The sequence below is a fragment of the Comamonas denitrificans genome, from assembly GCF_017368815.1.
Lineage (GTDB): Bacteria > Pseudomonadota > Gammaproteobacteria > Burkholderiales > Burkholderiaceae_C > Comamonas > Comamonas denitrificans.
In genome coordinates this window covers 19,259-33,138 of the sequence record NZ_JAFNME010000001.1, presented here as the reverse complement: position 1 = coordinate 33,138, position 13,880 = coordinate 19,259, and the positions used below count along the sequence as shown (strand labels likewise).

Annotated in this window: 10 protein-coding genes; 6 read left to right on the top strand and 4 right to left on the bottom strand. The window is 62.9% G+C overall.

Translation table 11 applies throughout. The features are described from left to right. Positions 1-45: 45 nt before the first annotated feature. Both pnp and rpsO read right to left on the bottom strand, forming a co-directional pair. A complete protein-coding gene (pnp, locus tag J1777_RS00160) occupies positions 46-2,286 on the bottom strand; it encodes a polyribonucleotide nucleotidyltransferase (RefSeq protein ID WP_207573829.1) in 2,241 nt (746 codons plus the stop codon). A gap of 236 nt (positions 2,287-2,522) precedes the next feature. Then, on the bottom strand, positions 2,523-2,789 hold the full coding sequence (gene rpsO / locus J1777_RS00155; RefSeq protein ID WP_207573828.1) for a 30S ribosomal protein S15: 267 nt from the start codon (positions 2,787-2,789) through the stop codon (positions 2,523-2,525). A gap of 281 nt (positions 2,790-3,070) precedes the next feature. Here rpsO and J1777_RS14420 point away from each other — a divergent pair, with 281 nt between their 5' ends. Continuing rightward, positions 3,071-4,684 (top strand): methyl-accepting chemotaxis protein, encoded by a 1,614-nt coding sequence (locus J1777_RS14420; RefSeq protein ID WP_207573827.1) that lies wholly within the window; start codon positions 3,071-3,073, stop codon positions 4,682-4,684. Positions 4,685-4,767: 83 nt separating this feature from the next. Here J1777_RS14420 and J1777_RS00145 read toward each other — a convergent pair whose 3' ends face one another. Further along, positions 4,768-6,039 (bottom strand): RsmB/NOP family class I SAM-dependent RNA methyltransferase, encoded by a 1,272-nt coding sequence (locus J1777_RS00145; RefSeq protein ID WP_207573826.1) that lies wholly within the window; start codon positions 6,037-6,039, stop codon positions 4,768-4,770. A 56-nt stretch (positions 6,040-6,095) separates the two neighbouring features. Continuing rightward, positions 6,096-6,680: a phosphoribosylglycinamide formyltransferase gene (gene purN, locus J1777_RS00140; RefSeq protein WP_207573825.1), complete on the bottom strand. Its 585-nt coding sequence runs from the start codon at positions 6,678-6,680 to the stop codon at positions 6,096-6,098. A gap of 44 nt (positions 6,681-6,724) precedes the next feature. On the opposite strand from purN, the gene J1777_RS00135 reads away from it, so the two are divergent. From J1777_RS00135 to J1777_RS00115, 5 genes are all read left to right on the top strand, one after another. Continuing rightward, complete coding sequence (locus J1777_RS00135; protein WP_207573824.1) at positions 6,725-7,384, top strand: YceH family protein; 660 nt, start codon at positions 6,725-6,727, stop codon at positions 7,382-7,384. A 56-nt stretch (positions 7,385-7,440) separates the two neighbouring features. Then, positions 7,441-8,499: a bifunctional riboflavin kinase/FAD synthetase gene (locus J1777_RS00130; RefSeq protein ID WP_207573823.1), complete on the top strand. Its 1,059-nt coding sequence runs from the start codon at positions 7,441-7,443 to the stop codon at positions 8,497-8,499. Between the two features lie 109 nt (positions 8,500-8,608). After that, complete coding sequence (gene ileS, locus J1777_RS00125) at positions 8,609-11,479, top strand: isoleucine--tRNA ligase (protein ID WP_207573822.1); 2,871 nt, start codon at positions 8,609-8,611, stop codon at positions 11,477-11,479. A 110-nt stretch (positions 11,480-11,589) separates the two neighbouring features. Then, on the top strand, positions 11,590-12,102 hold the full coding sequence (gene lspA, locus J1777_RS00120; protein WP_207573821.1) for a signal peptidase II: 513 nt from the start codon (positions 11,590-11,592) through the stop codon (positions 12,100-12,102). Between the two features lie 70 nt (positions 12,103-12,172). After that, a complete protein-coding gene (locus J1777_RS00115) occupies positions 12,173-13,810 on the top strand; it encodes a Na/Pi cotransporter family protein (protein ID WP_207573820.1) in 1,638 nt (545 codons plus the stop codon). Positions 13,811-13,880 lie beyond the last annotated feature (70 nt).

Below are 13,880 nucleotides of genomic sequence, written 5' to 3'. Positions count from 1 at the left end.
TAACGCTTTATTTTTAAGCGCAAGCAGCTCTTTTAATTCAATCAATTAGCCTTGTTCAGATTGGTCCGCTTGCTCGGCACGCGGTTCGCGGGGCTCACGCGGCTCGCGGTACTCACGATTTTCACGCGGCTGGCGCGGGGCACGTTCGCGGTACTCGCGCGGTTCACGCGGCTCGCGCTCGGGCATACCGGCAGGGCGCTCCAGCAGGGCCTTCATGGACAGCTTGATGCGGCCCTTGTCGTCGGCTTCCAGCGCCTTGACCTTGACGATCTGGCCTTCTTGCAGGTAGTCGGTGACTTTTTCCACGCGCTCATGGGCAATTTGGCTGATGTGCAGCAGGCCGTCCTTGCCGGGCAGCACGTTCACCAGGGCACCAAATTCCAAGATCTTGACGATCGGGCCTTCATAGACCTTGCCAATTTCCACTTCGGCGGTGATTTCCTCGATGCGGCGCTTGGCTTCGTCGGCCTTGGCCGCCTCGGTGGCGGCGATGGTGATGGTGCCGTCTTCCTCGATGTTGATCTGGCAACCGGTCTCGTCGGTCAGGGCGCGGATGGTGGCACCGCCCTTGCCGATCACGTCGCGGATCTTCTCGGGGTTGATCTTCATGGTGAAGAGCTTGGGTGCGAAGCTAGAGATTTCGGTCTTGGCCTCGCCCATGGCTTCTTGCATCTTGCCCAGAATGTGCATGCGCGCTTCTTTGGCCTGGGCCAGGGCGACTTGCATGATCTCTTTGGTAATGCCTTGGATTTTGATGTCCATCTGCAGCGCGGTGATACCAGCGGTCGTACCAGCCACCTTGAAGTCCATGTCGCCCAGGTGATCTTCATCGCCCAGGATGTCGGTCAGCACGGCAAACTTGTTGTCTTCCTTGATCAGGCCCATGGCGATACCGGCGACGTGCGCCTTCATGGGCACGCCCGCGTCCATCATCGACAGGCAGCCGCCGCACACCGAAGCCATCGAAGACGAACCGTTCGATTCGGTGATTTCCGACACCACGCGGATGGTGTAAGGGAATTCTTCCTTGCTGGGCAGGCAGGCCACCAGGGCGCGCTTGGCCAGGCGGCCGTGGCCGACTTCGCGGCGCTTGGTCGAGCCCATGCGACCGACTTCGCCAGTAGCAAAGGGAGGCATGTTGTAGTGGAACAGGAAGCGGTCTTCAAACTCGCCGGACAGCGCGTCAATGCGCTGCGCGTCGCGCTCGGTGCCCAGGGTGGAGATCACCAGCGCCTGCGTTTCGCCGCGCGTGAACAGCGCCGAGCCGTGGGTGCGCGGCAGCACGCTGCTGCGGATTTCGATGGGGCGCACGGTGCGCGTGTCGCGGCCGTCGATGCGCGGCTCGCCCGCCAGAATTTGCGAACGCACGATGCGCGCCTCGATGTCGAACAGCATGTTGTCCACCTTCACGCCGTCGAACTCCACGCCCTGCTCGGTCAGCGCGGCCTTGGTGGCAGCGTAGGCTTCGCGGCAGGCTTGCGTGCGCAGCTGCTTGTTGCGGTTTTGGTAGGCGGCGCGCAGCGGGCCTTCGGCCAGCTCGGTCACCTTGGCGATCAGGGCCTCGTCCTTGGCTTCAGGCTGCCAATCCCACACGGGCTTGCCCGCGTCGCGCACCAGTTCGTGGATGGCGTTGATGGCAATCTGGCTTTGCTCGTGGCCATAGACCACCGCGCCCAACATGACTTCTTCGGGCAGTTGTTCGGCTTCGGATTCGACCATCAGCACAGCCGCTTCGGTGCCGGCAACGACCAGATCCATCTGGCTGTTCTTGCGCGCGGTTTGGCCGGGGTTGAGCACGTACTCGCCATTGACGTAACCCACGCGGGCCGCGCCAATGGGGCCGTTAAAGGGGATGCCCGACACCGACAGCGCGGCGCTGGTGGCGATCATGGCGGCGATGTCGGCATCGACTTCTGGGTTCAGCGAAATGGTGTGGATGACCACATGCACTTCGTTGTAGAAGCCTTCGGGAAACAGCGGGCGGATCGGGCGGTCGATCAGGCGGCTGGTCAGCGTTTCCAGCTCCGAAGGCTTGGCTTCGCGCTTGAAGAAGCTGCCAGGAATCTTGCCAGCGGCGTAGGTTTTTTCGATGTAGTCCACCGTCAGGGGGAAAAAGTCTTGCCCAGGCTTGGCGGTTTTAGAGGCCACCACGGTGGCCAGCACCACGGTGTCGTCGATGTTCACCAGCACCGCACCGCTGGCTTGGCGGGCGATTTCGCCGGTTTCCATGGTCACGGTGTGCTGACCCCATTGGAAGGTTTTGGTCACTTTATTAAACATGGTCATAGCCATCATTCCTTTTAAAAGTAGCTGCACCCGCTGGTGCAACGTAGGTTTAAAGGCTTTACAGATCGCGATGCCATTCCAAATCAGCGCTTGCAGCTATTATTTTGCAAGTATTGATGTGGAATGACACAGCTTCGCTCTGCAATCCTTCAACAAATTCAAAACAAAAACGCCTGCGCTGACCCAAGATCAGCGCAGGCATTTTGTTTATGCGATCCAACGCTTGAGCACTGTGCTTACTTGCGCAGACCCAGCTTGGCGATCAGCGCGACATAACGGTCAGCGTCTTTGGCCTTGAGGTAGTCCAACAGCTTGCGACGACGGCTCACCATGCGCAGCAGGCCACGGCGACCGTGGTGGTCTTTGGCGTGCTGTTTGAAGTGGGGGGTCAATTCGTTGATGCGGGCGGTCAGCAGTGCCACTTGCACTTCTGGGCTGCCGGTATCGTTTTGCGAACGGGCATTGGCTTTAACAACTTCGGCCTTGATAGAGGCAGCGATCATGATTTTTTTTCCTTCAATAACAGGGTAATGAGCACCCTTTAACTTGCGCCAAGACTGGAAAGGCCCCGGCGTGCGTTCTGCACCATGCAAAACCGGGCGATTCTAACACTTTCGCCTGATTTCCCTACAGCGCGGCGACTTCGGCGGAAAAACGGCGGCTCCTCAGGGTTCTTACTGTTGCTTACAACTAAAGGGGCGGCTTACAACCCTGCCTCTGCCCAGCCTACCGGCTTGGCATGGATGCGCACCGCACCGATCCCCCCCACAAGGAGGTTTTCCCCATGAAAATTGCCACCCGGCTCACCCTGGGCTTTGCCCTGATCATCCTGTTCATTTGCCTGCAAGGGGCGGTTGCCCTGGTCAAAAGCAGCGCCGTTGCCAGCGGCTTCCACCAAATCAGCACCCAAGACATGCCCAACGTGGTCATGCTCAGTGAAATCGATGAGAACCGCCACATCATCGCCGAGGCGCTGCGCGACATGCTCATCGTCAAAGAGGTGGAGCACTACGAGGCCCTCAAGCAACAGGTTTACGCCTCGCGCCAACGCATTGGCCAAGTCGTGGAACAGCTGCAAGCCCAGATGGCGGACGCTGAAAGCCACGCCCTGCTGGGCGATGTTTTGGCCCAGCGCAAAAATTACGTGCAGGCCCAAGAGCACCTTATCCAGCAATTGGACAAGGGCAACGAAGGCAGCGCCCGCAACTACCTGCTGGATGAGTTTGGCACCATCCTGAACGATTACGGCCGCGCCCTGGCGGCCTTGAAAAGCTTGCAAAGCGCGCGTTTGAATGCCTCGGTCACCCAGGCGCAGGCCAACATTGACTCCATCCAGCGCGGCGTTTGGCTGAGCGTGGGCCTGGCCCTGGTGGCCACCTTGCTGCTGTCGCGCTCCACGGTGTTGGCCATTACACGGCCCCTGCAGACGGTGGTGGCGCGCTGCCGCGCGGTGGCGGCCGGGCAGTTGCACGCACAAGCGCCCGTCAGCGGCAACAGCGAAACGGCCTTGCTGCTGCAGGCGCAACATGAAATGGTCCATGGCCTGCGTGACGTGGTCACCCAGGTGCGCAACGGCTCAGAAAGTGTGGCCGGGGCCAGCGCCGAAATTGCCCAGGCCAACCTGGACTTGAGTGGCCGCACCGAGCAACAAGCCAGCGCCCTGCAGCAAACCGCCGCCTCGATGGAGGAGCTCAGCGGCACCGTGCGCCACAACGCCGACACCGCCCAGCAAGCCAACGCTTTGGCGCAATCAGCCTCGCAAGTGGCGCAGCGCGGCGGTCAAGCGGTGCAGGAAGTGGTCGGCACGATGCAGGAAATCGCCACCCGCTCGGAGCGCGTGGCCAACATCATCAGCGTGATTGACGGCATCGCTTTTCAGACCAACATCTTGGCGCTGAACGCTGCAGTGGAGGCCGCCCGCGCTGGCGAGCAAGGCCGCGGTTTTGCCGTGGTGGCCAGCGAAGTGCGCAGCCTGGCCGGGCGCAGCGCCGAAGCGGCCAAAGAGATCAAACACCTGATCGATGCCAGCGTAGAGTGTGTACACACCGGCACCCACCAGGCGGCGCAAGCAGGCAGCACGATGCAAGAAGTGGTCAGCGCCATCGCCCAGGTCACCACCTTGATGCAGGAAATCAGCAGCGCATCGGCCCGGCAAAGCCAGGGCGTGGCCGAAGTCGGCGCCGCCATCCAACAGATGGATCAAATGACCCAGCAAAACGCCGCCCTGGTCGAAGAAATGGCCGCCGCTGCCAGCAGCTTGCAAAGCCAGGCGCAAGCGCTGGTGCAGGCGGTCAGCGTGTTTGATTTGGGTGCCTCGGGGCAGGCAGGTGGGCGCAGCAGCAGTGCGGCCAGCGCCTTGCCTGCGCTGACCGGGGCCGGGCCGTTGCGCTTGGCGTGAGGGAGGATTGGCGCTTTGTTGCCAGCCTATTGGCTGGGATGCGACAGTAACAAAGCGCCAGCAGCTATTTTTATTGAAGCACTTTAGGTGCGCTGCCACACCGCCGCAAAAAAGCCATCAACCTGGTGGGTGTGCGGCCACAGGCGCACGTACTGCGTACCGCTGCTGCCACCGGTGCACAGGCTGGCGGCGTGATCCACCTTCAGTTGCGCTAGCACCTCGCCCGCATCCAGCGCCACAAAGTCGGGGTGGGCCGCGCCAAAGGCTTGGGCGATGGCCTCGTTCTCTTCAGGCAGCACCGAGCAGGTGGCGTACACCAGCCGCCCGCCGCTTTTCACCAAGCGGGCAGCGCTATCCAGAATGGCGCTTTGCTTGGCGGTCAGCTCTTGCACGGCCTGCGGGCTTTGGCGCCATTTCAAATCGGGGTTGCGCCGCAGGGTGCCCAAGCCTGAGCAGGGCGCATCAACCAGCACGCGGTCGATCTTGCCGGCCAGGCGCTTGACGCGCTCATCGCGCTCGTGCGAGAGCGCAGCGGGGTGGACGTTGGACAGGCCCGAACGCGCCAAGCGCGGTTTCAGGGCATCGAGGCGGTGGGCCGACACATCAAAGGCGTACAAACGTCCGGTGTTGCGCATTTGCGCCCCAATCGCCAAGGTTTTGCCGCCCGCGCCAGCACAAAAATCGACCACCATTTCGCCGCGCTTGGCATCGAGCAACAGGGCCAGCAGCTGCGAGCCTTCGTCTTGCACCTCGATGCGGCCTTGCACAAAGGCCTCCAGCTTGGTCAGCGCCGGTTTGTCCTGCACGCGCAGGCCCCAGGGGGAGTACGGCGTGGGTTCGGCGGCAATCCCGGCAGCGGCCAGCTCTTTGATCACGGCCTCGCGCTTGGCATTCAGGGTATTGACGCGCAAATCCAGCGGTGCCGGGGCCAGCAGGCTGGCGGCCAAAGCATCAAACTGCTCCCCCAGCTGGGCCTGCAGCGCCTCGGCCAGCCACTGGGGCAGGTTGTGGCGGTGCTGGGGCAGCAGCTCCGCCTCTGGCACGGCATCACACTCTTTCAGCCAGGTTTTTTCTGCGGGGTTGAGTGCCGCTTCCAGCAAATTGCGCGGGCCGGCAAAGCCCAAAATGGCCAGTCGGCGCTCGCGCGCTCCGCTGCCCGAGCGGGCCAGGGCCTCAAAGCGCAGCTTGTGGCGCAGCACGGTGTAGGCGGTTTCGGCCAGCGTGGCGCGTTCGCGCGGGCCCAGGCTGCGGTTTTGCCGAAAAAAACGCGAGACCACGCTGTCGGCCGGGTGCTGAAGTAGCAGCACTTGCTGCACCAGGGCGGCGCAGGCATCAAGAAGGGCTTTGGGATGCATAACAGTTCTAAAATTTCTAATGATTAAAGGCTTTAACGCTTATCAATAAAGCGCTATCAGCTCTTATTTTTAATAAAATTCACCACCGCACGGGGGTAGATGATGTGCTCTTGCGTCAGCACCCGGGCGGCCAGGGTGTCGGCGTTATCGTCCGGCAGCACCGGCACCACGGCTTGCTCCAGAATGGGGCCGACATCCAGCTCTTCGGTCACCATGTGCACCGTGCAGCCAGCAAACTTGCAACCGGCTTCAATGGCGCGTTGGTGGGTGTGCAAGCCGGTAAATGCGGGCAGCAGCGAGGGGTGGATATTCATCAGCCGCCCGGCAAAGTGGCCGACAAAACCCGGTGTCAAGATGCGCATAAACCCGGCCAGCACCACCAAGGTGGGCTGGTAGCGGTCAATCACCTGGGCCAGGGCAGCGTCAAAATCTTCGCGGCTGGCAAAGGCTTTGTGGTCGAGCACCTCGGTGGCAATGCCGTTTTCCTGGGCAAACTGCAGGCCTTTGGCATCGGCCTTGTTGCTGATCACGGCGGCAATGCGGGCACCGTACTGCCCAGCCCAATCGCCCTGCTGGGCTGCCCGCACAATAGCGGCCATGTTCGAGCCGCCGCCAGAGATGAGAATCACGATGTTTTTCATAGAGGGCGCGATTATCCCTGCCCTACCCCGTTTGCGTACCTGCCATGACTTTTGACCACCAAAACACCCCATTGAGTGCTGAACAAGCCCGCGTGCTGGCCACGCTGATGGAAAAACAGCGCACCGTGCCCGACAGCTACCCGCTCACGCTCAACAGCCTGCTGTCCGGCTGCAACCAAAAAACCAGCCGCGAGCCGCTGATGCAACTGTCCGAGGCCGAGGCCCTGGCCGCCCTGGATGCGCTGCGCGAACGCCATCTGGTGGTCGAAGTCAGCGGCCAACGCGCCATGCGCTGGGAGCACAACTTCGAGCGCGTGCTGGGCGTGCCCAGCCAAGCCGCCGCTCTGCTGGGCTTGCTGATCTTGCGCGGCCCGCAAACCGCTGCCGAGCTGCGCACCAATGCCGAGCGCTGGCACCGCTTTGCCGACACCTCCTCGGTCGAAGCGTTTTTGGAAGAACTGCAAGAGCGCAGCGCCGACAAAGGCGGCCCGCTGGTGCGCCTGCTGCCCAAAGCCCCCGGTGCGCGCGAGGCACGTTGGGCGCAATTGCTGTGTGGGGAACCGGTGCTGCCATCCGCGCCTGCGGCCCACCACGGCGCGGCGGCCGGATGGCCGGACATGAACGAACGCGTGGCGGCGCTGGAGGCCCAGGTCGCACAGCTGCAACAGCGCCTGGATGCCCTGACCAACGCCCTGGGCCGCTGAGCGCCCAAAGCACGCCTCTATACTGTTGGGTTTTGTTTTTTCACCCTCGCCCTGGCATGAAGATTTTTCTCGGTTACCGGCAAACCGGCCTGGCCCCGGCCTGCGCCCTGACCATCGGCAATTTTGACGGTGTCCACCGTGGCCACCAGGCCATGCTGGGGCTGCTGCGGGCCGAGGCCGCCCAGCGCGGCCTGCCCAGTTGCGCGGTGACGTTCGAGCCGCACCCACGCGACTACTTTGCCAAGGTGCTGGGCAAGCCCGAACTGGCCCCGGCCCGCGTGGGCACGCTGCGCGACAAGCTGGCGCAGCTGCGCGTGTGCGGACTCGATCAGGTGGTTATCCTGCCGTTCAACCACGCGCTGGCCAGCTTGAGCCCCCAGGCCTTTATTGACGAGGTGCTGCTCGGCGGCCTGGGCGCGCGCTACGTGCTGGTGGGCGATGATTTTCGGTTTGGTGCCCAGCGGGCGGGCGACTACGAGTTGCTGGACCGCATCGGCCAGGCGCAGGGCTTTGAAGTGGCCCGCATGAACAGCTACGAAGTGCACGGCGTGCGCGTCTCCAGCACCGAAGTGCGGGCCGCCCTGGCCGCGGGCGACATGGCCGGGGCCGAGCGCCTGCTGGGCCGCCCCTACACCATCAGCGGCCATGTGGTGCACGGGCGCAAGCTGGGCCGCAGCCTGGCCGAAAGCGCCCCCGGCCTGGGCGATGGCTTTCGCACCTTGAATTTGCGCTTTGACCACTGGAAGCCTGCTGCCAGCGGCATCTTCGCCGTGCTGGTGCATGGTTTGACGGACCAGCCCCTGCCGGGCGTGGCCAATCTGGGCATCCGCCCCTCGCTCGACCCCAACGATGTGAACGGCGGGCGCGTGCTGTTGGAAACCCACTGCCTGGACTGGCCGCCGCACCTGGGCGGCGATGGGGGCTACGGTAAAATCATCCGCGTGGAACTGCTGCACAAACTGCACGACGAGCTGAAATACGACAGCCTGGATGCGCTGACCCAGGGCATCGCGCAAGACTGCTTGGATGCCCGCGCCTTTTTTGCTGCCCAACGCAGCGGCAACGATGTCGCCCCCGCACAAACCCAGCGCCAGACCACGCGCGACCGAATTTGATGCCGGGCATCACCTTCACCCATTTGCACCGGCCCTCCGGTTTTCCTCCCCCTGAATTTCCAGCCTAGGCCCCGCCCTGGGCTTTGCCTTGAAGCGAGAAAGATTTTTCATGTCCGAACCCACCACCCCGAAAAAAGCCAAGAGTGCCCCCGAAAGCGCCTACCGCGCCACGCTGAACATGCCCGACACGCCCTTTCCCATGCGCGGCGACCTGCCCAAGCGCGAGCCGCAATGGGCCAAGGACTGGGACGAGCAAGGCATCTACAAGCAACTGCGCGCTGCCCGCCAGGGAGCGCCCAAATTCATCCTGCACGATGGCCCGCCGTATGCCAACGGCCAAATCCACATCGGCCACGCGATGAACAAAATCCTGAAAGACATGATCGTCAAAAGCCGCCAACTGGAGGGCTTTGATGCGCTGTACACCCCCGGCTGGGACTGCCACGGCCTGCCCATTGAAAACGCCATCGAAAAACTGCATGGCCGCAACCTGCCGCGCGACGAGATGCAGGCCAAGGGCCGCGCCTTTGCCACCGAGCAGATTGCCCAGCAGATGGCCGACTTCCAGCGCCTGGGCGTGCTGGGCGAGTGGGACCACCCCTACAAAACCATGAACTTCGCCAGCGAGGCGCACCAGCTGCGCGCGCTGAAGAAGGTCATGGAGCGCGGCTTTATCTACCGCGGCCTGAAGCCCGTGTACTGGTGCTTTGACTGCGCCAGCTCACTGGCCGAGTTTGAAATCGAATATGCCGACAAGCAAAGCCAGACCCTGGACGTGATGTTCCCCGCAGCCGCGCCGGAGCAACTGGCTGCAGCCTTCGGTCTGGCAACGCTGGACAAACCCGCCTTTGCCGTGATCTGGACCACCACCGCATGGACGATTCCGGCCAACCAGGCGCTGAACGTAAACCCCGCGCTGGAATACAGCCTGGTCGATACCGAGCGCGGCCTGCTCATCCTGGCCAGCGCCCTGGTGGAAAAATGCCTGCAGCGTTGGGGCATCAGCGGCCAAGTGGTGGCCACTGCCGTGGGGCAAAAGCTCGATCGCCTGAATTTCAAGCATCCGCTGGCCCATGTGGACCCGGGCTACGACCGCCTCTCGCCCATCTACGTGGCCGAGTACGCCACCGCCGAAGACGGCACGGGTATCGTGCACAGCGCCCCAGCCTACGGGGTGGACGACTTCAACAGCTGCGTGGGCAACGGGCTGGCCTACAACGATATCCTCAACCCCGTGCAGGGCAATGGCCAGTACGCGGCCGACTTTCCGCTGTTTGGCGGCCAGCCCATCTGGAAGGCCGTGCCGCTGATCATTGATGCCCTCAAGGTGGCCGGCCGCCTGGTGGGCACCGCCGGCATCACGCACAGCTACCCGCACTGCTGGCGGCACAAATCGCCGGTGATCTACCGCGCCGCCGCGCAGTGGTTTGTGCGCATGGACGAGGGCGAAGGCGTGTTCACCGATCCAGCACAAAAACCGGCGCAAACGCTGCGCCAGATTGCGCTGGAAGCTATCGAAAACACCAGCTTTTACCCCGAAAACGGCAAGGCCCGCCTGCGCGACATGATTGCCAACCGGCCCGACTGGTGCATCTCGCGCCAGCGCAGCTGGGGCGTGCCGCTGCCGTTCTTTTTGCACGTCGATTCGGGCGAGCTGCACCCGCGCACGATGGAAATCATCGACCAGGCGGCCAGCATTGTTGAGCAAGGCGGCATCGAAGCCTGGAGCCGCGTCACCACCGAAGACATCCTGGGGGCCGAAGACGCGCCGCACTACACCAAAAGCCTGGACATTCTGGAAGTGTGGTTCGACTCGGGCAGCACCTTCTGGCACGTGCTGCGCGGCACACACGCCGGCATGCACCACGACGAAGGCCCCGAGGCCGACCTGTACCTGGAAGGCCACGACCAGCACCGGGGCTGGTTCCACAGCTCGCTCTTGCTGGCCAGCGCCATCTTTGGCCGCGCACCCTACCGCGGGCTGCTCACACACGGCTTCACCGTGGATGGCCAGGGCAAGAAGATGAGCAAATCGCTGGGCAACACCGTCTCGCCGCAAGAGGTCAGCAGCAAGATGGGCGCAGAAATCATCCGCCTGTGGTGCGCCTCGACCGACTACTCGGGCGATCTGGCCATTGACGACAAAATTCTGGCCCGCGTGGTCGATGCCTACCGCCGCATCCGCAACACGCTGCGCTTTTTGCTGGCCAACACCAGCGATTTTGATGCCGCCAAGGATGCCGTGCCCTACGCGCAGATGCTGGAGATTGACCGCTGGGCGCTGGCCCGCGCGGCCGAATTTCAGGCCGAGGTGCTGGGCCACTTCAAGGTGTACGAATTTCACCCCGTGGTGGCCAAGCTGCAGCTGTTTTGCTCCGAGGATTTGGGCGGCTTTTACCTGGATGTGCTCAAAGACCGCCTCTACACCAGCGCTGCGGGCAGCGTGGCGCGGCGCAGCGCCCAGACGGCTCTCCACCAAATCCTGCACGCCATGCTGCGCTGGATGGCACCCTTCCTGTCGTTCACCGCGGAAGAGGCCTGGAAGATTGTCGGCGGCGGCAGCCCTTCCATCTTTTTGGAAACCTACCCCACCCTGCCTGCGGGCGATGCGGCGCTGCTGGCCAAGTGGGAGCGCATCCGCGCCATCCGCGACACCAGCAACAAGGAAATCGAAAACCAGCGCGAGGCCGGCCACATTGGCGCCTCGCTGCAGGCCGAGGTGACCCTGAGCGCCACGCCCGAAGACCTGGCCCTGCTGCAATCGCTGGGCGAGGATTTGAAGTTCGTCCTCATCACCAGCGCCGCGCAGGTGCAGGCTGGCGACGCGCTGGCGGTGCAGGTGCAAGTCAGCCACCACGCCAAGTGCGAGCGCTGCTGGCACTACCGCGCCGACGTGGGCGTGAACCCCGAGCACCCCACCCTGTGCGGACGCTGCGACAGCAACCTGCACGGCAGCGGCGAAGTGCGCAGCATTGCCTAAACCGATCCAATCAGATCAAATAAAACAGCTGCTACCGCTGATTTAACAAGCGTTTCAGGGCAAAAAAACCTTGAAATGCTTGTTTTAAAAGCGGAACAAGCTATTGATTTATGCACACCTCTTCCCCTTCCCGCCCCCGCCCCCGCATCTGGCCCTGGCTGGCCTGGGCGCTGCTGATTCTGGTGCTCGACCAGCTGACCAAGCAGTGGATATTGCGCCACTACGCGCTGTGGGACAGCACGCCCGTCACCAGCTTTTTCAACATCGTGCGGGCGCACAACACCGGGGCGGCCTTCTCCTTTCTGGCCGAGCACGGCGGCTGGCAGCGCTGGCTGTTTGTCGGCATCGGCGTGGGGGCCACGGTGCTGATCACCTGGCAGCTGCGCAAATACCCAACGCAAAAGCTGTTTTGCTTTGCGCTGGCCAGCATCCTGGGCGGGGCAATTGGCAATGTGATCGATCGGCTGATGCACGGCTACGTGGTCGATTTTTTGGACTTTTACTGGGGCAGCCGCCACTTTCCGGCCTTCAACGTGGCCGACATGGGCATCACCCTGGGCGCAGCCCTGCTCATCCTGGACGAGCTGCTGCGCAGCCGCCGCAGCAAGCCCGCCGCGCCGTGAGTGGACCGCCCAGCTGCCAGCGGGCTTGTTCGCCCCGGCGTATATTGGCGAGCTTGATTTCTTAGGGTTTATGCAGCATTTACTCAATCTTTTGGCCGCTATTGCCCTGCTGGTGTGGGGCATCCAGATGGTGCGCACGGGCATCTTGCGCGTGTTTGGTGCCAACCTGCGCCAACTCATCTCCCGGGGCGTGAGCACGCGGCTGACGGCCCTGCTCTCGGGCGTGGGGGTGACGGCCATCGTGCAGTCCAGCACGGCCACAGCGCTGATTGTTTCGGCCTTTGTGGGGCAGGGGATGATTTCGCTGACCTCGGCCCTGGTCATCATGCTGGGGGCGGATGTGGGCTCCAGCCTGATGGCGGTGGTGTTCTCGCTGGACCTGTCCTGGCTGTCGCCGCTGTGCATCTTTACCGGCGTGGTGCTCTTTGTGGCCCGCCAAGACACCACCGCCGGGCGCGTTGGCCGCATTTTGATCGGCCTGGGGCTAATGCTGCTGGCCCTGCGCCTGATTACTGAGGCCACCTTGGTGCTCACCCAGTCCGAGACGGTGCGCACGCTGCTGCTGGCCGTCACCAGCGACATCACGCTGGAGATCATCACCGGCGCGGTGCTGGCCGTCATTTCCTACTCCAGCCTGGCCACCGTGCTGCTGGTGTCGGCCCTGGCCGGCTCGGGCGGCATTCCGGGCGATGTGGCCCTGGGGCTGGTGCTGGGGGCCAACCTGGGCAGCGGCATGCTGGCCCTGCTGACCACACTCAAATCCAGTGTGCAAGTGCGCCAAGTGCCGCTGGGCAACCTGCTGTTCAAGGTGGTCGGCGTGGTGGCCATGGTCGGGCTGATCCAACCCTGGCTGACCTACATTGCCCCGCTGGTGCCCAATATCGGTGCCCAGGTGGTGCTGTTTCACCTGCTGTTCAACCTGGTGGTGGCGCTGCTGTGTGTGCAATTTACCGGGCACTTTGCCCGGGTGGTCGAAAAAATCCTGCCGCCCGAGGTGGCCGCCCTCTCCTCCACCCGGCCGCACCACTTGGACACCTCGGCACTGGCCACCCCCTCCCTGGCCATTTCTTGTGCGGCCCGCGAGGCCCTGCACCAGGCCGACATCGTCGAAACCATGCTCGTGGGCCTGAAAAAAGTCTGGGAAGACAACGATGCCACCCTGGCCCAAGAGCTGCGCACGCTGGACGACCGGGTGGACGATCTGTATTCCGCCATCAAGTACTACCTGACCAAAATCTCCCGCGCCGAACTCGATCAGCGCGAGGGCCAGCGCTGGACCGAGGTGATCAACTTCACCATCAACATGGAGCAGGTGGGCGATTTGGTCGAGCGCATCTTGCAAGAGATAGAAGACAAAAAAATCAAAAAAGGCCGGGATTTCTCCAGCGCCGGGCTCGAGGAAATCAACGAAATGCACGCCCATCTGGTGGCCAACCTGCACCTGGCGATGAGCGTCTTTTTGAACGGCAATGTGCGCGATGCCCAGCGCCTGCTCAAAGAAAAAGCGCGTTTTCGCGATTTGGAACTGGCCTACGCCGCCAGCCATTTAAACCGCCTGTCCGACGGCAAGGTCAAAAGCATTGAAACCAGCGCCCTGCACATTGACATGATCAGCGACCTCAAGCGCATCAACTCCTTGCTGTGCTCACTGGCCTACCCGGTGCTGGAGGCCGCCGGCCTGATCGAGCCACGCCTGAAAGATTTGTAGCCGCAGCCACCAGGCCGCTGCGGCAGCACACCCAGTGGCTGGGCAAGCCCGCCATCTTTCCTGCCACGCT

What these genes read in the sequence shown, in the direction of transcription:
- pnp (WP_207573829.1), bottom strand. Translation starts at nt 2,286, where the DNA reads ATGACCATGTTTAATAAAGTGACCAAAACCTTCCAATGGGGTCAGCAC.
- purN (WP_207573825.1), bottom strand. Translation starts at nt 6,680, where the DNA reads ATGAAAAACATCGTGATTCTCATCTCTGGCGGCGGCTCGAACATGGCC.
- J1777_RS00135 (WP_207573824.1), top strand. Translation starts at nt 6,725, where the DNA reads ATGACTTTTGACCACCAAAACACCCCATTGAGTGCTGAACAAGCCCGC.
- J1777_RS00145 (WP_207573826.1), bottom strand. Translation starts at nt 6,039, where the DNA reads ATGCATCCCAAAGCCCTTCTTGATGCCTGCGCCGCCCTGGTGCAGCAA.
- J1777_RS00130 (WP_207573823.1), top strand. Translation starts at nt 7,441, where the DNA reads ATGAAGATTTTTCTCGGTTACCGGCAAACCGGCCTGGCCCCGGCCTGC.
- lspA (WP_207573821.1), top strand. Translation starts at nt 11,590, where the DNA reads ATGCACACCTCTTCCCCTTCCCGCCCCCGCCCCCGCATCTGGCCCTGG.
- J1777_RS00115 (WP_207573820.1), top strand. Translation starts at nt 12,173, where the DNA reads ATGCAGCATTTACTCAATCTTTTGGCCGCTATTGCCCTGCTGGTGTGG.
- J1777_RS14420 (WP_207573827.1), top strand. Translation starts at nt 3,071, where the DNA reads ATGAAAATTGCCACCCGGCTCACCCTGGGCTTTGCCCTGATCATCCTG.
- rpsO (WP_207573828.1), bottom strand. Translation starts at nt 2,789, where the DNA reads ATGATCGCTGCCTCTATCAAGGCCGAAGTTGTTAAAGCCAATGCCCGT.
- ileS (WP_207573822.1), top strand. Translation starts at nt 8,609, where the DNA reads ATGTCCGAACCCACCACCCCGAAAAAAGCCAAGAGTGCCCCCGAAAGC.